At 67.7% G+C, this 21,227-nt stretch carries 19 protein-coding genes; 10 read left to right on the plus strand and 9 right to left on the minus strand.

Annotation, left to right across the window (positions count from 1 at the left end; genetic code table 11):
• Positions 1-20: 20 nt before the first annotated feature.
• Together C0V74_RS07755 and recQ are read right to left on the minus strand one after the other, a co-directional pair.
• The gene (locus C0V74_RS07755) at positions 21-1,004 is read right to left on the minus strand and encodes a right-handed parallel beta-helix repeat-containing protein (RefSeq protein ID WP_143251282.1); all 984 of its coding nucleotides are present in this window, start codon (positions 1,002-1,004) and stop codon (positions 21-23) included.
• A 100-nt stretch (positions 1,005-1,104) separates the two neighbouring features.
• Positions 1,105-2,904, minus strand: coding sequence for a DNA helicase RecQ (recQ, locus tag C0V74_RS07760; RefSeq protein ID WP_143251283.1), 1,800 nt, complete (start codon positions 2,902-2,904; stop codon positions 1,105-1,107).
• A gap of 106 nt (positions 2,905-3,010) precedes the next feature.
• On the opposite strand from recQ, the gene C0V74_RS07765 reads away from it, so the two are divergent.
• The 7 genes from C0V74_RS07765 (at position 3,011) to phhA (ending at position 9,170) form a co-directional block, all read left to right on the plus strand.
• A complete protein-coding gene (locus C0V74_RS07765; protein WP_246844799.1) occupies positions 3,011-3,346 on the plus strand; it encodes a hypothetical protein in 336 nt (111 codons plus the stop codon).
• Between the two features lie 109 nt (positions 3,347-3,455).
• Positions 3,456-3,695 (plus strand): hypothetical protein, encoded by a 240-nt coding sequence (locus C0V74_RS07770; protein WP_143251284.1) that lies wholly within the window; start codon positions 3,456-3,458, stop codon positions 3,693-3,695.
• Positions 3,692-4,873 carry an acyl-CoA dehydrogenase family protein gene (locus tag C0V74_RS07775; protein WP_246844800.1) on the plus strand — a complete coding sequence of 394 codons (1,182 nt, stop codon included), beginning with the start codon at positions 3,692-3,694 and terminating at the stop codon, positions 4,871-4,873. The genes C0V74_RS07770 and C0V74_RS07775 overlap by 4 nt, the downstream gene beginning before the upstream one ends.
• Entirely contained in the window at positions 4,873-6,117 is a 1,245-nt protein-coding gene (locus C0V74_RS07780) for a CoA transferase (RefSeq protein ID WP_143251285.1), read from the plus strand. The genes C0V74_RS07775 and C0V74_RS07780 overlap by 1 nt, the downstream gene beginning before the upstream one ends.
• Entirely contained in the window at positions 6,114-7,328 is a 1,215-nt protein-coding gene (locus C0V74_RS07785; RefSeq protein WP_143251286.1) for an acetyl-CoA C-acetyltransferase, read from the plus strand. Before C0V74_RS07780 ends, C0V74_RS07785 begins: the two co-directional genes overlap by 4 nt.
• A complete protein-coding gene (locus tag C0V74_RS07790) occupies positions 7,328-8,185 on the plus strand; it encodes a MaoC family dehydratase N-terminal domain-containing protein (RefSeq protein WP_143251287.1) in 858 nt (285 codons plus the stop codon). Before C0V74_RS07785 ends, C0V74_RS07790 begins: the two co-directional genes overlap by 1 nt.
• A gap of 94 nt (positions 8,186-8,279) precedes the next feature.
• The gene (phhA, locus tag C0V74_RS07795) at positions 8,280-9,170 is read left to right on the plus strand and encodes a phenylalanine 4-monooxygenase (RefSeq protein ID WP_143252229.1); all 891 of its coding nucleotides are present in this window, start codon (positions 8,280-8,282) and stop codon (positions 9,168-9,170) included.
• 88 nt (positions 9,171-9,258) lie between these two features.
• Here the strand turns inward: phhA and C0V74_RS07800 are convergent, their stop codons facing one another.
• From C0V74_RS07800 to C0V74_RS07825, 6 genes are all read right to left on the minus strand, one after another.
• Entirely contained in the window at positions 9,259-9,534 is a 276-nt protein-coding gene (locus tag C0V74_RS07800; RefSeq protein WP_131622941.1) for a hypothetical protein, read from the minus strand.
• A gap of 77 nt (positions 9,535-9,611) precedes the next feature.
• Positions 9,612-9,866, minus strand: coding sequence for a GlsB/YeaQ/YmgE family stress response membrane protein (locus tag C0V74_RS07805; RefSeq protein WP_143251288.1), 255 nt, complete (start codon positions 9,864-9,866; stop codon positions 9,612-9,614).
• An 82-nt stretch (positions 9,867-9,948) separates the two neighbouring features.
• Entirely contained in the window at positions 9,949-10,758 is an 810-nt protein-coding gene (locus tag C0V74_RS07810) for an undecaprenyl-diphosphate phosphatase (RefSeq protein ID WP_143251289.1), read from the minus strand.
• A gap of 81 nt (positions 10,759-10,839) precedes the next feature.
• Positions 10,840-13,002, minus strand: a complete 2,163-nt coding sequence (locus tag C0V74_RS07815) for a M13 family metallopeptidase (RefSeq protein WP_143251290.1) — start codon at positions 13,000-13,002, stop codon at positions 10,840-10,842.
• A 203-nt stretch (positions 13,003-13,205) separates the two neighbouring features.
• Positions 13,206-15,353 carry a M13 family metallopeptidase gene (locus C0V74_RS07820; RefSeq protein WP_143251291.1) on the minus strand — a complete coding sequence of 716 codons (2,148 nt, stop codon included), beginning with the start codon at positions 15,351-15,353 and terminating at the stop codon, positions 13,206-13,208.
• A gap of 133 nt (positions 15,354-15,486) precedes the next feature.
• Entirely contained in the window at positions 15,487-17,274 is a 1,788-nt protein-coding gene (locus C0V74_RS07825) for an ABC transporter transmembrane domain-containing protein (RefSeq protein ID WP_210413475.1), read from the minus strand.
• Positions 17,275-17,481: 207 nt separating this feature from the next.
• On the opposite strand from C0V74_RS07825, the gene phaZ reads away from it, so the two are divergent.
• The 3 genes from phaZ to C0V74_RS07840 all read left to right on the plus strand — a co-directional run bounded on the left by phaZ (position 17,482) and on the right by C0V74_RS07840 (position 20,593).
• Complete coding sequence (gene phaZ, locus C0V74_RS07830) at positions 17,482-18,726, plus strand: polyhydroxyalkanoate depolymerase (RefSeq protein ID WP_143251293.1); 1,245 nt, start codon at positions 17,482-17,484, stop codon at positions 18,724-18,726.
• A 77-nt stretch (positions 18,727-18,803) separates the two neighbouring features.
• The gene (locus C0V74_RS07835) at positions 18,804-19,406 is read left to right on the plus strand and encodes an SRPBCC family protein (RefSeq protein WP_143251294.1); all 603 of its coding nucleotides are present in this window, start codon (positions 18,804-18,806) and stop codon (positions 19,404-19,406) included.
• Positions 19,403-20,593, plus strand: coding sequence for a zinc-dependent alcohol dehydrogenase (locus tag C0V74_RS07840; protein ID WP_143251295.1), 1,191 nt, complete (start codon positions 19,403-19,405; stop codon positions 20,591-20,593). Before C0V74_RS07835 ends, C0V74_RS07840 begins: the two co-directional genes overlap by 4 nt.
• On the opposite strand, the gene C0V74_RS07845 is transcribed toward C0V74_RS07840, so the two are convergent.
• Complete coding sequence (locus C0V74_RS07845; protein WP_131622957.1) at positions 20,590-21,201, minus strand: DUF4126 domain-containing protein; 612 nt, start codon at positions 21,199-21,201, stop codon at positions 20,590-20,592. The two genes, C0V74_RS07840 and C0V74_RS07845, sit on opposite strands and share 4 nt — an antisense overlap.
• Positions 21,202-21,227: the final 26 nt, after the last annotated feature.

The following is a 21,227-nucleotide window of genomic DNA, read 5'->3' on the forward strand; positions in this document are numbered from 1 at the left end:
GAGGCGCACCGCGGGTTCCGTCAGCGTTTCTCGAACGGTTTGAGACCGACGCCCAGTGCGTTGGGGCCAAGGGCCAGTTTATCGCCCGACCAGTCGGCCACGAAAGTGCTCGACCGGCGCACATCCGGTGCGAACCGCGCGTCGTTGCCGGCGATGGTCAGCCCATCGGCGGGGTGCGTCTGGTCTTCGGCGGCGACGGCGATGAAGGCGGAATAGTTCTCTTTGTCGCGTCCCTGGACGAACCAGTTGTTGGTGATCTGGCCGCGTGAGCCTGCGGGCAGGTCGATCATGTAATTGGTCGCCCGGCCCGCCGAATCGTCGAAGCTGTTGGCCGCCACCTGCACCTGTCCCGAGCGGGACTTGAGATAATGCCCGCCGGTCCCGCGCTCGAACCGGCTGCGCGTGACCCGCAGCAGGCCGTAGTCGCCGACATAGACCGAATGCGCGCACCCGGACGAATCGTCGCAGTTGCCCAGGCCTGAGAAGGTGCTCTTGTCGATCACGATCGTTCCGCCGGGATCGTTGGCGGTCAGGATGCCCTGCTCGCTGTCGGCGAACCACGACTGCGCCACCGTCAGGTCGCCCTGTTCCAGCCGGATGCCGGCGCCGTTGTGGTCGGGCACGGAGATCCCGCGGAAGGTGAGCCCTGAAATGCGCGCCGCCTGACCGCGCAGGACCAGCGCCGCCTTGCCTTCGCAGGCCGTGCCATCGAAGATCGCGGTCCCCGGCTGGCTGGCGGCATAGGTCACCGTGCCGCCTTCCTGCACCGCGCATTGACGGTACGTGCCGGGTGCGATGGCGATCGTGCCCTGCCCGGTGCCGATGGCGTTCACCGCATCCTGCAAGCGCGCATAGCTGCGCCCCGTTTCAGCGACGGTGAAGGCCTCTCCGCCGGTCTGCGCCAGCACGGCGGCAACGGGGATCGCGGTCAATGCCAGCACACCGATGGCGCACAACGCCAGGACTGACGGGCGGGCGGGCAAGGCGCGGGCGAAGCTGTCCATGTGACACCGCGTACGGAAAAAGGGTTAATACCGGCCTAATACCCAGCGCGAACGGCGGGCCAAGTCGGCGCACAACAGGTGCAACCTGCCCCTTTGCCCGTCAGTGATCGTGCGCGCGGATCGCGTCGACGAACTCCTGGCCGTAAGCCTCCAGCTTGCGCGCCCCGACCCCGCCGATTTCGGCGAGCTGCGACAAGGTCAGCGGCTTCAGGGACGCCATCTCGCGCAAGGTGGCATCGTGGAAGATCACATAGGGTGGCAACCCGGCGGTGCGGGCAAGATCGCGGCGCACTTCGCGCAGACGCTCGAACAGAGGATCGCCGACCGGGTTCGATTCGCTGCCGCGGCGGCGGGCCTTGCGGGCGGAGGGTGGTGGGACGACGATCTCGACGCTCTGATCGCCTTTCAGAATCGCCTTGGCGTCGCCGCCGAGTTGCAGCCCGCCGTGATCGGTCGCGACCAGCGTCCCGCGGGCCTGGAGCGCGCGGGCGACCGGCTGGAGCAGGCGCGCCTCGTCCTCCCCCACGATGCCGAACACGCTGAGCCGGTCGTGACCGCGTTGCATGATCCGGTCGTCGGCCACCCCGGTGAGCACTTTCTGCAAATGCCCGAAACCAAAGCTTTGTCCCGTCCGGTAAGCCGCGCTCAGCACCTTCTGCGCCACTTGGGTGACGTCGGTCACGCCGGGCGCTTCCAGGCAGTTGTCGCAGTTGCCGCACTGGGCCGGAGGGTCCTCGCCGAAATGGCGCAGCAGCACCGCGCGGCGGCAACCGGCGGTCTCGACCAGCCCGGCGAGGGCATCGAGCCGGGTGCGTTCCGAAGCGCGGCGATTCTCGGGCACTTCGGAGAGCCGCTGGCGGGCCTGCGCGAAGTCGCCAGCGCCCCACAGCATCAGCGTCTGCGCCGGATCGCCGTCGCGCCCGGCGCGGCCGGTTTCCTGATAGAATGCCTCGATCGACTTCGGCACGCCGGCATGGGCGACGAAGCGCACGTCGGGCTTGTCGATCCCCATGCCAAAGGCGATCGTGGCGACGATCACCATATCCTCGGAGGCAACGAACGCCGCCTGGTTGGCGGCGCGCACGTCCGGCTCAAGCCCGGCATGGTAGGGGCGCACCTCGCGCCCGCTGGCGGCGGCGATCTGCTGGGCGAGCTTCTCCACCTTCGCCCGCGTCGGGGCGTAGACGATCCCCGGCCCGGGTTCGCTGCGCATCAGGTCGGCCACCTGGCGCACCGGATTGTCCCGGTGCGTGATGCGATAACGGATGTTCGGCCGATCGAACCCGGCGACGATCATCCCTCCTTCCGGGATGCCCAGCTGGCGGAGGATGTCGCCGCGGGTGTGCGCATCGGCGGTCGCGGTCAGCGCCAGGCGCGGCACGCCCGGGAAGGCGTCCATCAGAGGGCGCAGCAGGCGGTAGTCGGGGCGGAAGTCATGCCCCCATTCCGACACGCAGTGCGCCTCGTCGATCGCGAACAGCGCCACCTGCGAGGACGACAGCAGGTCGCGAAACCCCGGCTGGCTCGCCCGCTCGGGCGCGACATACAGCAGGTCGAGGGTGCCCGCGCGGAACGCGTCCAGCGTTTCACGCCAGTCAGCATCGGCGCTGGTGAGGGTGGCGGCGGCGATGCCATTTGCCCGCGCCGACCGCAGCTGGTCGTGCATCAGCGCGATCAGCGGGCTGACCACCACGCACGTGCCCGGCAGCATGGTGGCGGGCAGCTGGTAAGTCAGCGACTTGCCCGCGCCGGTCGGCATGACCGCAAGCGTCGAACGCCCGCCGAGCACGCGATCGATCACCTGGGGCTGCACCCCGCGAAAATCGTCGAACCCGAACAGCTCGCGCAACCGCGCGCGGGCAGCGGGAAGATCGAGGGAGGCGGGCGCGACCGTGGCCATGCGGGGCGCCTTGGCACAGCCTGCCGGCGGAGGAAAATGCAGGAGTGTGGACAGCGAAGATTGCGGCGCGATTGTGGCACGGCTACAGACGCGGCAACCCCAACCTGTGGAGATCCGCATCATGAAGAAGTTCGCCCTCGTCCTTGCCCCGCTCACCTTCGCGCTGGCCGCGTGCGGCGGAGCCGACGACGCCTCGACCGAAGCCCAGCCCGACACCGTGGAGATGCCCGCCGATGCGGCGATGACCGGCGTGACTGCCGAGCCCGCCGTGGACCCGAGCGCCAACGCGACCGTCGATGCCGCTGCCACCCCGGCCGCATCCGCCGAGGCAACCACCCCGGCAACTGCCGAGGAAGCTGGCGCCAATGCCGCCGATGTGGCCGCCCGCGCCCAGGCCGCCGCGGCCGCTGCCGACGCGGCAACCGAGACCGCGCCGCAGTAACGTGCGGCTTGCGCCAGCCTGGCGCAAACCACGTGACCCGATGAGCGGGCGAATCGCAGCAGCGATTCGCCCGCTTTTCCTTTTGCGCGATCGCGGTATGGCATGCGCCATGCGCCTGTCCGCTCCCGCGATCATGTCCCTCCTTATCCTACCCCTGTTGGCCGCCTGCGGTCCGTCAGACAGTGACCCCGGCCCGGGCGGCGTGACGGTGGGCGAAGCCAGGGCGCTCGATGAAGCGGCCGAGATGCTCGAACAGCGGCGCCTGCCGCCCGAAGCCCTCCCCGGCCCCGCCACCAGTTCCAGCCCGGCCCCGCCGGCCACTCCAATCAGCGAGGCGCCAACACGATGAGCGGCACTATGAACGGTATGGACCCCGAACTGTTCGAACAGTTCATCGACCAGCTTGAACGCTACGTGCGCGAACGGCTGCTCCCCGCCGAACGCGAAGTGATCGAGGCGGACCGCATCCCCGACGAAATCGTGCAGGAAATGCGCGACATGGGATTGTTCGGGCTGACCGTGCCGGAGAAATACGGCGGCGCGGGCCTATCCACCTCGCAATACGCGCGGGTGGTCAAGACGATGGCCTATGCCGCGCCCGCTTACCGGTCGATCTTCTCGATCAACGTCGGCATGTTCAACAGCGCGATCAAGAACGGCGGCACGGACGCGCAAAAGGCCGAATGGTGGCCGCGCATCGCCGCGGGCGAGATCGCCTGTTTCGGGCTGACCGAACCGGGCAGTGGCTCCGACAGCGCGGCGATGGCCACCACCGCCCGCCCCGACCCCAGCGGGAACGGGTGGATCCTCAACGGGACGAAGCGCTACATCACCAACGCCCCGCACGCCGCAGTCGGCCTGATCATGGCGCGCACCGAAAAGGATGCGCTGCCCAAGAACGCGCATGTTTCCGCCTTCATCGTGCCGATGGACACGCCCGGCGTCACCGTCGGCAGCCCCGATCACAAGATGGGCCAGTCGGGTAGCCACATCGCCGACGTGATCCTGGAAGACGTCCACGTCCCGGGCGAGGCGCTGCTGGGCGGGGAGACCGGCAAGGGTTTCGTGTTCGCGATGCGCAGCCTCGACAACGGGCGCATCTCGGTCGGCGCGGCGGCGACCGGCTATGCCCGCCGCGCGCTCGACAGCGCGCTGCGCTATGCCACGGAGCGGAAAGCGTTCGGCGAACCGATCGCCAACTTCCAGCTGATCCAGCAGATGCTCGCCGAAAGCGAGACCGAGATCTACGCCGCCGAGTGCATGATGGCGGATGTCACCGCGCGCGCCGACGCGGGCGAGAACATCCTGCGCAAAGCGGCGGCGTTCAAGGTCTTCGCTTCGGAAATGTGCGGCCGGGTGGTCGACCGGGTGGTGCAGATCTATGGCGGGGCCGGCTATCTGGCCGAATACGACGCCGAGCGGTTCTTCCGCGATGCGCGGATCTACCGCATCTATGAAGGCACTACGCAGATTCTCCAGCTGCAGATCGCCAAGCACATGCTGCGCGATTTCGCCGCGCACGGCTGATGTACCAGCTCCTCTCCGACCTCTCGATCGTCGAGGTCTCCAGCTTCGTCGCCTCGCCTACCGCCGGCTTGTACTGCGCGCAGATGGGGGCGGAGGTGATCCGCGTCGACCAGATCGGCGGCGGGCTCGACTACGACCGTTACATGCAGACGGCGGAAGGGCGCAGTCTGGCATGGGAGAACCTCAACCGGGCGAAGAAGTCGGTCGCGCTTGATCTGAAGTCCGCCGAAGGGCGTGAGCTGTGCGTAGAATTGGCGCGCAAGACCGGCCAGCTCATCACCAACCTGCCCGAGAAGTCCTTCCTCAGCCACGCGGCGGTCAGCGCGGGGCGGCCGGACATGATCTCGGTCCGCATCATGGGCTGGCATGACGGGCGCCAGGCGATGGATTTCACCGTCAACGCCGCGAGCGGCTATCCGCTGATGACCGGCCCCGCCGAATGGGACCAGGACACCGCGCCGCCGGTCAACCAAGTGCTGCCCGCGTGGGACTTCATCACCGGCGCGTACTGCGCGTTCGCGCTGATGGCCGCGCTGCATCACCGCGCCGCGACGGGCGAGGGCAACGAGGTTCGGGTGCCGCTGGGCGACGTGGCAATCGGCACCGTCGCCAATTCGGGCGCGCTGGCGGAAATGCTCTATCGCGGCGGCGACCGCCCCCGGCTGGGCAATGCGATCTGGGGCGCGCTGGGGCGCGATTTCGCCAGCCGCGACGGCCAGCGGTTCATGGTCGCGGTGCTCACCCCCAACCAGTGGAACGCGATGGTGGCCGCGCTGGAGATCGCGGAGCCGATCGCCGCGCTGGAGGCTCAGGCCGGGGTGGAGTTTGCGAAGTCGGACCACAACCGCTTCGTCCACCGCGAAGCGCTGTTCGCCATCGTGCAGGAAGCCGCGGGCAAGCTGGACTATGCCGAGCTGGCCGAGCGGCTGACCCGGGCCGGCGCGACGTTCGAACGTTACCGCACGATGTTCGAGGCGGCGAACGATCCGGTGCTGGTGACAGACAACCCGCTGTTCGGCCCCTCGCCCGCCAACCCCAGCGGGTTCGCCTACCCCGCGCCGCGCAGCTTCGCGCATCTGGGCGGAGCGGCGCCCGCCGACCCGGCGCCTGCGCCCTATCTTGGCCAGCATAGCGAGGAAGTGCTCGCCACAAGACTCGGTTTGTCGTCGGGCGGGATTCACGCGCTTATCGACCGCGGCGTGGTCGCGCCAAGTGACCGGGACGGATTGAGGAAGACATCATGACAAAACGCCGCGCCGCCATCGTCAGCCCCCTGCGCACCCCGGTGGGCAAGTTCCTCGGCACGCTGGCCCCGCTCGACGCGGGCGCGCTGGGTGCGGTGATCCTGAAGGCGCTGGTGGAGCGCAGCGGGATCGACCCCGAACGAGTCGACGACGTGGTGTTCAGCCAGGGCTATGGCAACGCCGAAGCGCCCGCGATCGGCCACTGGAGCTGGCTGGCCGCCGGCCTCCCGCTCGAGGTGCCGGGCTACCAGCTCGACCGGCGGTGCGGATCGGGCGTGCAGGCGGTGGTCAACGCGGCGATGATGGTCGAGAGCGGCCATGCCGACGTGGTCGTCGCCGGCGGGTGCGAGAGCATGTCCAACGTTGAACACTACACCACCGCGCTGAGGGGCGGGGTCAAGGCGGGCAACGTCGAGCTGTGGGACCGCCTCACCCGCGGGCGCCTGCTCAGCCAGCCGGTCGAGCGGTTCGGCGTCATCAGCGGGATGATCGAGACCGCCGAGAACCTCGCCAAGGACTATGGTATCACTCGCGAGGAGGCCGACGCCTTCGCGGTTCGCAGCCACCAGAACGCGGCCGCCGCGTGGGACGAGGGCAAGTTCGACGCGCAGCTCGTCCCGGTGCCGGTGCCGCAGCGCAAGGGCGATCCGGTACTGTTCGACCGCGACGAAGGCTTCCGCGCCGACGCCAGCATGGAGAGCCTCGGCAAATTGCGGGCGCTGGAGAACGGTGTCGTCACCGCCGGCAACGCCAGTCAGCAGAACGATGCCGCCGCCGCGTGCCTGGTGGTGGCGGAGGACAAGCTGGAAGAGCTCGGCCTCGAACCGCTGCTGTGGTTCACCGGCTATGCGGCGGCTGGGTGCGACCCGAGCCGGATGGGCATTGGCCCGGTCCCCGCGGTCGAGCGGTTGTTTGCGCGCACCGGCATGGGCTGGAACGACATCGACTTGATCGAACTCAACGAAGCGTTCGCGCCGCAAGTGCTCGCCGTGCTGAAGGGCTGGGGCTGGTCGGCGGACGACAGCCGGCGCGAGCTGCTCAATGTCAACGGTTCGGGCATCAGCCTGGGCCATCCGATCGGAGCGACCGGCGGGCCGATTCTCGCCGACATGGCGCACGAGATGCACCGGCGCGGCGCGCGCTATGGCCTTGAAACGATGTGCATCGGCGGCGGGCAGGGCATCGCCGCGATTTTCGAGCGCGCGGCCTGATGCCAGAGACTGCCGGCGACTGGTCGGCGTGGGTCGGCCGCGAGGAGCGGCGCATCGACCGGCTGGACGAGGCGCTCGCCGGCCGGTGGTTGGCGACCTTCGACCTGCCTGCGCAGGGCGCCGGGGCGATGCCGCAGGGCATTCACTTCTGCCTCTGCACCCCCGACGCGCCGACGGGCGCATTGGGCGAGGACGGCCACCCCCGGCGCGACGACAGCGCCGTCAGCTTCTTGCCGCCTGTCCCCCTGCCCCGGCGGATGTGGGCGGCGAGTGAGATCGCCTTCCATGCGCCCATCTCCATCGGCGCGGCGGTGGAGCGGGTGTCACGCGTCGCCTCGATCACGCCCAAATCCGGCAAGAGCGGCGCGATGGTGTTCGCTTCGGTCGAACACGACACGTTCCCGGACGGTGTGCTTGCGGTGCGCGAGGTGCAGACCCTGGTGTACCGCGAAGCCGCCGCGCCCGATGCGCCGCTGCAGCCCGCGGCGGCGGGCGACGCGCGCTTCGATCCCGCCGCCTGGCACGCGCACCGGGTGCTGACCCCGACCGAACCGCTGCTGTTCCGCTTCTCCGCCCTCACCTTCAACAGCCACCGCATCCATTACGACCTGCCGTATGCCCGCGATGTCGAGCGTTACAGCGGGCTGGTGGTGCATGGGCCGCTGATGGCCAGCCTGCTGCTCCAGCTGTCGGAAGAACAGGTGGGACCGCTAAAGCGCTTCGCCTTCCGCGCGGTCAGCCCGGCGATTGTCGGGGAACCGCTGCACCTGGTCCTGCGCCAGGAAGACAGCACCCTCACCCTAGGCGCGTTCGCCGGCGACGGCCGCCAGGTCGTGCAGGCAGAGGGCGCAGTTTGACCGTTTGCCCGCCGGTGCCGCGAGTGATACGGTTTCAGTTGCAACCATGACCACGCTCCCGCCCGCCGACCGCGATTTCAGCGCCTTGCCCGACATGCCGGGGGACGTGTTCACCGCGCCGCTGCAAAGGCCGGCGCATGTCGGCGACGACTGGCTCGAGCCACGCCAAGCCGATTATTCGAGCGACGACGACGCGATCTGGAACGACCTGTTCGCGCGCCAGATGGAGGTCCTGCCCGGCCGCGCGGCAGGCGCGTTCATGGCGGGCTTGCAGAAGCTCAACCTCAACCGCGGCGGGGTGCCCGAATTCGGCAAGCTGTCGGAAGACCTGTCGGCCCTGACCGGCTGGTCGGTGGTGCCGGTGCCGATGCTCATCCCAGACCACGTATTCTTCTGGCACCTGGCCAATCGCCGCTTTCCGGCCGGCAACTTCATCCGCACCCGCGAGACGTTCGACTACATCGAAGAACCCGATGTGTTTCACGACGTGTTCGGGCACGTGCCGATGCTGACCGACCCGGTCTATGCCGATTACATGCATGAATACGGCCGCGCCGGGTGGAAGGCGATGCGCTACAACCGCTTGAAGGCGCTGGGCGCGCTCTACTGGTACACGGTCGAGTTCGGGCTGATTGAGGAGGCGGGCGGCATCAAGGCATACGGCGCGGGCATCCTCTCAGGCCCGACCGAGATCGTCTATGCGACCGAAGCGCAGAGCCCCAACCGGATCATGCTCAACGTCGACCGCGTGATGCGCACCGATTACGTGATCAGCGACCTGCAGCCGACCTATTTCGTGATCGAGAGCTTCGAGGACCTGTACCGCCAGACGGTGGAGCGCGATTTCGACCGGCTCTATCGCAGCCTCCACCCCGGTTTCACCTACGCCAACAGCGCGGTGATCGATCTCGACCATGCGGTGCACGTCGGCACGCAGGAATACCTGCTGCGCGGCGGGCGCGGCAGCGGGGCTATTCCGGTCTAGCAGCGATGCCGCCCCCGCGCGGTGCGCAGGCAAAGAAAAACCGGCCCGGGATCGCTCCCGAGCCGGTCGATCTGGTACGATGCGGACCTTAGTTGGTCGTCGCGGTCGCAGCCGGGACGGTGCCTTCGTCGGCAGCTTCGCCAACTTCTTCCATGGCATCGGCCTTGTCTTCGGCCTGGTCGGTCACGGCGTCAGCCTGCTCGTCGGTCATGGTGCCGGCGTCTTCCATGGCTTCAGCCTGCTCGTTCACGACTTCGGCGTTCTGCTCACCAGCGTCTTCCATCGCGTTTTCCTTCGGGCCGTCGCAGGCAGCGACGGTGAGGCCCAGCGCGAGCGCCGACGAGAGAGCAATGATCTTCTTCATTTCAGTAATCCCCTTCTTGGATGGGCGGCCTGCATATCAAGCCCGCCGCCCGGTGGTAAGCGAAAATGTATCGTGGGTTAATTGACGCGCGAGGAGCGGGCGACGTTGACCGCACACAGCAGCGCGCTTGCGGCCACGATGCCCAGCAACAGCGCCGTCGCCGACAGGCCCGCCGCCAGCGGCGCGCTGCTGCCCAGTGCACCAGCCGCGACCGCGCCGATCACTCCGACGGCGACGTTGAAGATCATGCCGCGGCGATCGTCGCTGCGGCTGAGGATGGCGGCGAGCCATCCAAGGATCCCGCCTACCGCGATAAGAACCAGGAAACCCATTTCAATCTCTAAAGTCAGTTTGCGGACGAAAGCTCCGAAACCAACGCGGGTTCCGCCCCGGCGGCATAAAAGCCAACTTAAGTTAGCGTAGTGTCAACCATGCCACAGCCGCGAGGCCGACCACGATGCGATACCAGGCGAACGGCGCGAACCCGCGCTTGGAGACATAGGCGACAAACGCGCGGATGATGATCATCGCCACGACGAACGATGACACGAATCCGGCGGCGATCTCCGCCAGGCCGATCGTGGTCCCGCCGGCGAATACCGAGGGATCATCGAGGATTTTCACCGTGGCCGCGCCCAGCATCGTGGGCACCGCCAGGAAGAACGAGAATTCGGCCGCCGTGCGTCGGCCCACGCCCAGCGCCAGCCCGCCCAGGATGGTCGCGCCGGACCGGCTGGTTCCCGGGATCATGGCCAGGCATTGCGCCAGTCCGATCAGCAACGCGGTGCGCATCGGCAGTTCCGCGACCCCGTTATCCTCGCGCGGGGCGACCCGGCGTTCGAGCACCAGCATCGCCACTCCGCCGATCACCAGCGCCACCGCGACCACCATCGGGCTGCCCAGCATCGCGTCGATCGCATCCTTGGCCATCAAGCCGATGACCGCGGCAGGCATGAAGCCCAGCGCCACGTTGCGCACGAAGCGGACCGATTCCCCCTTGCCGCGCAGCAGCCCCACCGCGGTGAACCAGAACAGTTTACGATAGGTGACGATCACTGCGGCGATCGCGCCTAGCTGGATCACGACGTTGAACTGGGCCCATTCCTTCGGGTCGTAGCCGAACAGCGCCTGCGCCAGGATCAGGTGCCCGGTGGACGACACCGGCAGGAACTCGGCCAGCCCCTCAAGGACGCCCAGCAGGATAGCAGTAAGGATCAGGTCCATCGGGTCGCGCTCATGAAGCACGGGCGGCGCAAGTCAATCGCTTGCGCCGCCCGGCTTGTTTCAGACAGATGCGAGAGCTGCTTACCAGATGCGGATGCGCTGCTCCGGCGCGAGGTACAGCTCGTCATCGGCGGTGACGTTGAACGCCTTGTACCATTCGTCGAAGTTGCGGACGACACCGTTCACCCGGAATTCCTCCGGGCTGTGCGGGTCGGTGCGCAGCCGCTGCAGCGCCGCCTCGTCGCGCTGCTGCGAACGCCACACCTGCGCCCAGCCGAGGAAGAACCGCTGGTCGCCGGTCAGACCGTCGATCACCGGCGCTTCCTTGCCGTTCAGCGACATCTTGTACGCGCGGTAGGCGATCGACAGGCCGCCAAGGTCGCCGATGTTCTCGCCCAGCGTCAGCCGGCCGTTCACGCACGGCTGGGTTTCGCCCAGCGGGCAGAACGCGTTGTACTGTTCCACCAGCGCGTTGCCGAGCTTGTCGAACGCGGCGCGGTCGCCGTCGGTCCACCAGTTGCGCAGCATGCCGGTGCCATCGGACTTCGATCCCTGGTCGTCGAACCCGTGGCCCATCTCGTGACCAATGACCGCGCCGATGCCGCCATAATTGACCGCCGGATCGGCCGTTAGCCCGAAGAACGGCTGTTGCAGGATGCCGGCGGGGAACACGATCTCGTTCTTGGTCGAGTTATAGTAGGCGTTCACCGTCTGCGGCAGCATGCCCCACTCGGTGCGGTCGATCGGACCGCCCAGCTTGGACAGCATGTCCTGGTACTGCCACTTGCCCGCCGCCATGCGGTTGGCGAGCGGCTGGCCGGCGGTGATCGCCAGACCCGGGTAGGTCTCCAGTTCGTCGCGATACCCGATCTTGGGGTCGAACGCGGCGAGCTTTGCCATCGCCTCCTTCTTGGTCGCCGCGCTCATCCAGTCGTTCTCCTGGATGCTGACACCCAGCGACTTGCGCAGGTTCTCGACCAGGTCGACCATCGCGGCCTTGTTGGCGGGCGGGAAGTAGCGCGTCACGTACGACGCGCCGACCAGTTCGCCCAGCAGCCCTTCGGTCTCGTCGATCGACCGCTTCCACCGCGGGCGCTGCTCGGGCGTGCCGTTCAGCGTGTTGCCGTAGAAGGCGAACTGCGCGGCGTCGATGTCGCTCGGCAGCACGGCGGCGTTGGAGCTGAGGAAGCTCTTGACCATCCACGCCTGCAGCACCTCGATCGGGGTGCTGGCGACCAGCTTCATCATCGCCGGGGTGCCGCCGCCGATCTTGGCGAGGGTCGCGGCGTCCAGCTTCAGCTCGGCAGCGCGTTCCGGGGTCGGCGGCAGGTCGCCGACGACGAACCGGTCGGTCTCGCCGAAGCCCGACGCTTCCATCAGCGCCGCCACCGGGAACGCCGGGTCGAGCGCGGCGAGCTGAGCCGGAGTCAGCGCGTTGTAGGTGAGGTCGCGGTTGCGGCGGGTCGCGCGATCCCAGCTGACCTTGCGGGCGATGCTGTCTTCGAACTGATAGACCTGCGCGGCCATGCCGGCGGCGTCTGCGTACCCGCCCTTGCCCAGCAGGAACGCGAGGTAATCGCGGTACTTGGCCTGGATCGCCTTACCCTTCTCGGTCTCGTCGAGGTAGTAATCGCGGTCCGGCAGGCCCAGCCCGCCCGACCCGACATAGACCGAATACCGCGTCGGCTCCTTGGCATCGACCGACACCCCGCCGCCGATCGGCGAGGGGTAGCCGACTTCGCCCCACAGCGTGGCCATCTTGGCGAGCGTATCGGCCGAACGGATCTTCTCGAGGTAGGGCTGCGCGGGCGCCATGCCGGCGGCATCGATCGCCGCGGTATCGAGGTAAGCGTTGTAGCTTTCGACGATGCGCCGTTCGTCGGCGGTCAGCGTGGCGGCATCCTTGGCGACCAGTTCGTCGACCAGCGCCTTCACGTCGCTGGTCGATTTCTCGCGCAGCAGGTTGAACGCGCCGAAACGGCTGAATTCAGGCGGCAGCGGGTTCGCCTGCAGCCACTTGTTGTTGGCATAAGCGAAGAAGTCGTCGCCCGGATCGATCGAGGTGTCGAGATCGGCGGGATCGTAGCCCCATTCGCCGAAGGACATCGTCGGCAGCGGCACCGCCTGTGCGGCAGGCGTCGCGGCGGCCGGCGCGGGCTTGGGCGCGGTCTGCGCCAGCGCGGGAGCGGCAACGGTCAAGGCCAAGGCGCTGATGCCCAGCGTGGCGATAGTCTTTAAGGTCATGCGATCCCCGGTTGTTGGGCGAAGGGCGCGTGCGGCCCGCCCCTGGAAATGAAGCGCGCATGCGGTGCGACCGGCATGCGCAGCGGGCGACACTAGCCGCCCGTGGTCATGAAGTGCAGCGTTTATATGTCCTTGGCCCTGACCGCGCCGTGAATAGGTGGGGGGGCGCGATTGGCCGGAAGCCCGCGCCCCCTTCGGGCGGATCACCAGATGCGCACGCGGTCCGCCGGGGCGAGGTACAGCGCATCGCCCGGCTTGACGCCAAACGCCGCATACCACGGGTCGAAGTTGCGCAGGACCGCGTTGACCCGCGCTTCGGCCAGGCTGTGGCTGTCGGTCTTGAGCAGCTGCTTGGCGAACGCCTCGCGGTATTTCCAGCGCCATGCCTGGGCATAGGAGAGGAAGAACCGCTGGTCGCCGGTCAGCCCATCGATCACCGGCGCGGGCTTGCCGTTCAGCGACAGCTTATAGGCGTTGTAGGCCATCGACAGGCCGCCGAGATCGCCGATGTTCTCGCCCAGCGTCAGCCGGCCGTTGTGGCACGTCGTGCCGTCATCGAATGGGCACTGCTTGTCGTACTGCGCGACGAGCTTGTTGCCGAGCGCTTCGAAGGTCTTGCGGTCCTCGTCGGTCCACCAGTTTTCGAGCGCGCCGGTCGGCCCGTACTTGGCGCCCGAATCGTCGAACCCGTGGCCGATCTCGTGGCCGATGGTCGCGCCCACCGCGCCATAATTCACCGCCGCGTCCGCCTTGGGGTTGAAGTACGGCGGCTGGAGATAGGCGGCCGGGAACACGATCTCGTTCGCCGGCGGCATGTAGTATGCGTTCACCGTCTGCGGGGTCATCAGCCACTTGGTCTTGTCGACCGGTTCGGCCAGATCCTCGAGCTGTTCCTGCCAGCTCCAGTCACTCACCGCGATCGCGCTGGCGAGCGCCTGCCCGGGCACCACGTTGAGTCCCTCATAGGTTTCGAACTTCTCCGGGTAACCGATCTTCACCCCGAACGCGTCGAGCTTGCGCTGGGCCGCGACGCGGGTGGCGGGGGTCATCCACTCAAGCTCCTTGAGGTTGGACGCCAGCGCCAGGCGCAGGTTGCCGACCAGCTTCTCCATCTCCGCCTTGCTGGAGGCGGGGAAGTGCCGCTCGACGTAGATCTTGCCCAGCCCCTCGCCCATCGCGCCCTGCACGAAGTCGAGCCCGCGCTGCCAGCGTTCGCGCTGCTGGGTCTTGCCCTGCAGGGTCTTGCCGTAGAATTCGAAGTTGGCGTCGTCGATGTCGCTGGGGAGAACCTGCGACGCGCCGGACAGGAAGCGCGCCGCCATCCACGCCTTGATGTCTTCCAACGGCGCGGTGTTCAGCAGCGACAGCATCGCCGGCATCCCGCCGCCCAGCTTGCCGAGCTGTTCGGGCGTCAGGCCCAGCTTCGCGATCTCCTCGGCCGTCGGCGGCAGCTGCGCCACATACAGCGCAGGCAGGTTCGCGACCTGGCGGTCCTGCAGCATCAGTTCGACCGGAAATTCGCCCGACATCCCCTTCAATTCGTCGATCGTGACGCGGTTGGTGGTGAGTTCGGGGTTGCGCGACAGCGCGCGGTCCCAGCCCAGCGCGGCGAACTGTTTTTCCAGGCCATAGACCCGTTCCGCGGTTGCCGCCGGATCGGCATAGCCCGCCTTGCCCAGCAGGAACGCGAGGTATTCCTTGTACTTGGCGCGGATCGCCTGGTTCGCTTCGCTGTCGACCAGGTAATAATCGCGGTCGGGCAGGCCGATGCCGCCGACGCCGGTGTAGAGCGCATTGTTGTTCGGGCTGGCGGTGTCGATCGACACGTACATCCCAAGCGGCGCGGGAATGCCGGTGGCGGCGAACGCATGGGCGAGGTCCGCGCGCGTCTGGACCCCGGCGATCCGGTCAAGGAACGGCTTGGCGGGCGCGAGGCCCGCGGCGTTGATCGCGGCGGTATCGAGATAGGCCTTGTAAAGATCGCTCACCCGCTGCTCGAGCGAGCCTGCGGGATAGGACCCCGCCGCCATCTCGTCGACGATCGCCTTGACGTCGCGTTCGGCCTGTAGCCGCAGCCCCAGCGCCACGCCGCTGTAGGGGTACTGCGGCGGGATCACCTCGGCCGCGTCCCACTTGCCGTTGACGTAGCGGAAGAAGTCGTCCCCCGGCTTGACGGTCTTGTCGAGGTCGGCGGGGTTGAAGCCCCATCCGCCGTAGGTGCCCGAACGGTATTCCTGCGCTGCGACCGGCGCGGCGGCGGCGGCGGGCGCATCCTCGGCAGCGGCCGGAGCGGCGATAGCGATGGCACCGAGCGAAGCGGCCGCGGCCAGCTTGACAAGCAAACGATTCATGAAGGCATCCCCAAACCAAAGCATCTTGATCAGATGGCTGGCGCACCTGTGGCGCGGAGCAGCGGCTGCGCGCAAGCGCGCTGGCAGACGGGCGTATGTGGTTGGTCGATTCGTTCGGAACGGAAGGGGCGGTCTACGCCGCCTCCGCCCCGCCGAACTGCAGCCGGGCGAGGCGCGCATACAGCCCGCCGCTTTCGGCCAGCACCCCGTGGCTGCCCTGTTCGACGATGCGGCCATCGTCCATCACCACGATCCGGTCCGCCGCGCGCACGGTGGCGAGGCGGTGCGCGATCACCAGCGTGGTGCGATCCTGCATCAGCCGGTCGAGCGCGTCCTGCACCAGCCGCTCGCTCTCGGCGTCGAGCGCGCTGGTGGCCTCGTCCAGCAGCAGGATGGGTGCGGCCCGCAGGATCGCCCGCGCGATGGCGACGCGCTGGCGCTGGCCACCGGACAGCTGGGTGCCGTTCTCCCCCAGGAAGGTGTCGAGCCCTTGCGGCAGGGCGCGCAGGAACGCCTCGGCATTGGCGGCGCGGGCGGCTTCCCAGATGTCGTCGTCGCTCGCCTCCCAGTTGCCATAGCGCAGGTTGTCGCGCGCGTTGGCGCTGAACAGGACGCCTTCCTGCGGCACGAAGGCGATCCGCTTGCGGATCTCGGCCGGGTCGGCGCTGGTCAGCGGCACCCCGTCCAGCCGGATGGTGCCGGCCTGCGGATCGTAGAACCGTTCGACCAGCTGGAAGATCGTGCTCTTGCCCGCGCCCGACGGGCCGACGATCGCGACCGTCTCCCCCGGCTGCACTTCCAGCGTGAAATCCTTGAGCGCCGGGCTGTCGAGCCGCGTGGGATAACGGAAACTGACGTTGCGGAACGACAGCGAACCGCGCGGCGGCTGGGGCAAGGCCTCGGGCCGGGCGGGCGGCGCGATGGTCGGCTGTTCTTCCAGCAGCTCCGCCAGCCGGCTCGCCGCGCCCGCGCCGCGCAGCAGGTCGCCGTAGACCTCGGTCAGCGCGCCGAGCGCGCCCGCGACCAGACCGGCGGTGATCACCACCGCGGCGATGGTCCCGCCCGAAATCGCCCCGCTCGCCACCCCGACCGCGCCGCGCCACATCAGCAGCACGATCGCGCCGAACACGATCAGGATGATGAGCGCGGTCATCGCCGCGCGGATCATGATCCGCCGCCGCGCGGTGTTGAAGCTGCTTTCTACCGCGGCGTGGAACCGGTCGCGCTCCCGCCCCTCCTGGTTGAACGCCTGGACGATCTTCATCGCGCCGAGCACTTCGGAGGTCATCGCGCCGATATCGGCCACCCGGTCCTGGCTGGTGCGCGACACGTTGCGCAGGCGCCGCCCGAACACCGCGATCGGGATGACCACGGCGGGGATCACCAGCACCATCCACATCGTCAGCTGCGGAACCAGGTAGAACAGGTACGCCGTGCCGCCGATGCCCATCAGCAGGTTGCGCAACGCGACCGAGACGGTGGTGCCGACGACCTGTTCGATCAGCGTGGTGTCGCTGGTCATCCGGCTGGAAATTTCCTTCGGGCTGTTCTCTTCGTAAAAGCCGGGCGCCAGGCGCAGCAGGTTGTCCTGCACCTTGCCGCGGATATCGGCGACCACCCGCTCCCCGAGCCAGCTGACGAAATAGAACCGCATCGCGGTGCCGAATGCCAGCACACCGACGATCACGAACAGGTAGCGGAACCAGCGGGCGATGTCGGCGGGATCGCCGCCAGCGGAAAAGCCGCGGTCGATGATCAGCTTGAACCCCGACGGGATCGCCAGCGTGGCACCGGCGGTGATCGTCAGCGCGATCAGCGCAAGCACCACCCGGCCAGGATACTGCAGCGCCTGGCGCCAGATCATCAGCAGCGGGCGGACGCTGCGCGCGGCCTGCGGGTCGCGGGGCTTGCGGCGCAGCATGCCGCGCCGCCCCTGCCCGTCCCCGGCCTGCGGTGCCTCGCCCGAAGCTTGCTCGCTGTCGTCCATCGCCGCGCCCTTAAACCCGGTGGCAAGCGAAATCCACCGCACGACGGACCCCGGCCCCGGTTTGTGCGTTGCACAAGAACCCAAACCGCGTCACGATGCCCTACCCGGCACTCGAAAGCGGGGCCTAGCAGGGGAATATGATTGCTCTACCACGCTTATGAAATGCAGCGCGCCTGGCTCAACGGAGCAAGCGCCTGGGCCTCGATCGGCGCCGAATTGATGAGCAATCCCAGCTATCCCGCGGCGTACCTCGGCATGGCGCCCAGCGCCGCCAGCGCGCTGGAAGTGTTCGCGCACGCCACCCAGTCGCGCGGCAAGCCGGCGTTCGAGATCGACCATGTCACGATCGGCGGAACCGCGCACCCGGTGACCGAGGCGATCGTCTACAACAAGCCATTCGGGGACTTGCGCCGGTTCACGCGCGACGGCCTCCCTGCCGATGCGCCCACGGTGTTGATCGTCGCACCGATGAGCGGCCACTACGCCACGCTGCTGCGCGGCACGGTCGAACGGATGGTCGAGAATGCCGAGGTGTTCATCACCGACTGGGCCGATGCGCGCGACGTGCCGGCGGCAGCGGGCCGGTTCGACCTCGACGATTACATCGATTACCTGATCGACTTCCTCGCCTTTATCGGTCCGAATACGCACGTTATCGCGGTGTGCCAGCCATCGGTTCCCGCGCTGGCCGCGACCGCGGTGATGAACGCCGGCCGCCACCCGGCGCGTCCGGCTACTTTGACGATGATGGGCGGGCCGATCGACACTCGCTGCTCCCCCACCACGGTCAACGACCTGGCGATGGAGCGCCCGATCGAGTGGTTCCGGCAGTCGGTGATCGCGACCGTTCCGGGGCAGTACCGCGGGCACGGCCGGCAGGTTTATCCGGGGTTCCTGCAGCTTGCCGGGTTCATGAGCATGAACCTCGGCAATCATCTGATGAGCCATTACGAGATGTTCAAGCATCTCACCGCCGGTGACGACGCCAGTGCCGATCCGACGAAGGCGTTCTACGACGAATACCGCAGCGTGTGCGACATGACCGCCGAGTTCTACCTCCAGACGGTCGAGGAAGTGTTCCAGAAGCATTCCTTGCCCAACGGCACGTTCATGCACCGCGGGGAGCCGGTCGACCTGGGCGCAATCCGCGACACCGCCCTGCTGGCGGTGGAGGGTGAGCGCGACGATATTTCCGGCCTCGGCCAAACCAGGGCGGCGCTGGATCTCGCAACCGGGCTGGCCGCCGAGAAGAAGCGTTACTTCCTCGCTGAAGGTGCCGGCCACTACGGCATCTTCAATGGCAGCCGCTGGCGCGACAAGATCGCGCCGGTGGTCGAAGCGTTCGTCGCAGCGCACGGGCGGGTCGGCCTGAAAGCGGTCGCCTAACCCAAGTCAAAGCAGGAACTTAACCCCGCGACGGGGGATTGGCCGGGCGTACCTTTCGCAACCCGAGGACCGCTCCCTTGCCCGACCCATCCGTTCCGGCTGACGACGCGCCGATCGCCTATTCCAAGGACCTGAAGTCCGACCACGCGCTGGTGGAGGAGGCGGTTACCATCAACCGCCCGCCCAGCGAGCTTTATCAATTCTGGCGCCAGCAGGAAAACCTGGCCGGGGTGATGGAGAACGTCGTCTGGATCGAGAAGGTCGACGACAAGCGCTATCGCTGGACGGTCAAGGCACCGGGCGGCAAGGAAGTGAGCTGGGTCGCGGCGATCACCAACGATCTGACCGACCGCGAGCTGACCTGGCAGTCGGAAGACGGCGGCGACATCGACAATTCAGGCCGCGTGCGGTTCGAGGATGCGGGCGAACGCGGCACCGTGGTGCGCGCGACCATCGCCTACGACCCGCCCGCCGGCGTGGTCGGCCAGTTAGTCGCCAAGCTGTTCCAGCGCGAACCGCGCATCCAGTCGCGGCGCGACCTGCACCGCTTCAAGCAACTAATGGAAACGGGCGAGATCACCACCTCGGCGCGCAACCAGCGCGAGCGCGAGGAGCGTGACGAAAACCAGACCATCACCCGCCAGCCCACCACCCCCGTCTACCAGGAGAACCAGGCATGAAAGCGATCACCTGGCACGGCAAGCATGACGTCCGCTGCGATACCGTCGACGATCCCGAAATCCTCAACCCGCGCGATGCGATCATCCGCATCACCTCGACCGCGATCTGCGGCTCCGACCTGCACCTCTATGATGGCTACGTTCCGCAGATGATGCCGGGCGACATCCTGGGGCACGAGTTCATGGGCGAAGTGGTGGAGATCGGCGCCAAGAGCACGCTCAAGAAAGGGCAGCGCGTGATCGTGCCGTTCCCGATCTCGTGCGGGCAGTGCTTCCATTGCAAGAAACAGCAGTTCTCCTGCTGCGACAACAGCAACCCGGCCGACAAGCAGGACATCGGGCGCGAGCAGCTGGGCCAGCCGATGGCGGGCATCTTCGGCTACAGCCACATGACCGGCGGCTATTCGGGCGGCCAGGCGGAATACGTCCGCGTCCCCTATAGCGATGTCGGCCCGTTCGTGATCCCCGACGACAGCATCGACGATGACAAGGTGCTGTTCATGACCGACATTCTGCCAACCGGCTGGATGGCGGCGGAAAACTGCGACATCGAGCCGGGCGATACGGTCGCGGTGTGGGGCTGCGGCCCGGTCGGGCTATTCGCGGTCCAGTCGGCCTTCCTGATGGGCGCCAAGCGCGTGATCGCGATCGATCACTTCCCCGCCCGGCTGGAGCTTGCCGCCAAGTTCGGCGCGGAGACGATCAATTTCGAACATTCCAAGGTGTACGAAGCGCTGCAGGACATGACCGGCGGGGTGGGCCCTGACGCGTCGATCGACTGCGTGGGGCTGGAGGCGCACGGGCTGTACCTCGACAATGTCCTCGATCAGATCAAGGTGTCGACTTTCCTCGGCACCGATCGCGGCCATGTGATCCGCCAGATCATCATGGCCACCCGCAAGGGCGGCAACGTGTCGATCCCCGGCGTCTATGGCGGGTTCCTCGACAAGTTCCCGATCGGCGCGATGATGGAAAAGGGCCTGACGGTGAAGACCGGCCAGACTCACGTCCAGAAATACACCGAGCCGCTGTACGCCGCGATCGTCGAGGACAAGATCGACACCACCTTCCTGATCAGCCACCGGATGCCGCTGGAAGCGGGGCCGGAAGGCTATCAGAAGTTCCACGACGAGCAGGACACCTACACCAAGATCGTCCTTAAGCCGGGGATGGCCGCGGCGGCCTAGCCGCCCGGTGGCAGCGGTTCGGACCTGCGGCGGCCCAGCAGCCGCCGCAGCATCCGCCGCGCGATCAGCAGCAGCCAGGCGGTGAGGGCCAGGAGCACCAGCGCGATGCCGCCCGCCACATACGGGTGCGCATAGGCGAGCCACAGCAGGCCCGCGCTCGCCACGTCCTCGGCCGTCGAGACGACCATGTTGCTGAATGGTTCGGGGCTGGCGTTGACCACCGCCCGCGCCCCGGCCTTGCCGCCGTGCGCGGCGAACGCCGCCCCGCCGCCGAGCAGGAACGCGATCGCCTGCATCGCCGGATCGCCCGGATCGACGATGGCGAGCGCCAGCATCGCGCCGCCGACCGGCCGCACCACCGTGTGCACCGCGTCCCACGCGCTATCGAGCCACATGACTTTGTCAGCGAAGAATTCGACCAGCGCCGCGACCGCCGCGACGCCCATCACCCACGGGTTGGCGAGCGCATCGAGCGCCTGGAGATGATCGGGCAACGGCAGCGCGCCGAGCCGCATCGCGAGCCCGGTCGCGAACACCGCCAGGTATAGCCGCCAACCGGCCAGCAGGCTGACGCTGCCGGCAAGGCCCAGAACTTCGACGATGCCCATACGCTCTCCTCCCGGCGCACCATGCG

The sequence above is a fragment of the Altererythrobacter sp. TH136 genome, assembly GCF_007065885.1.
GTDB lineage: Bacteria > Pseudomonadota > Alphaproteobacteria > Sphingomonadales > Sphingomonadaceae > Tsuneonella.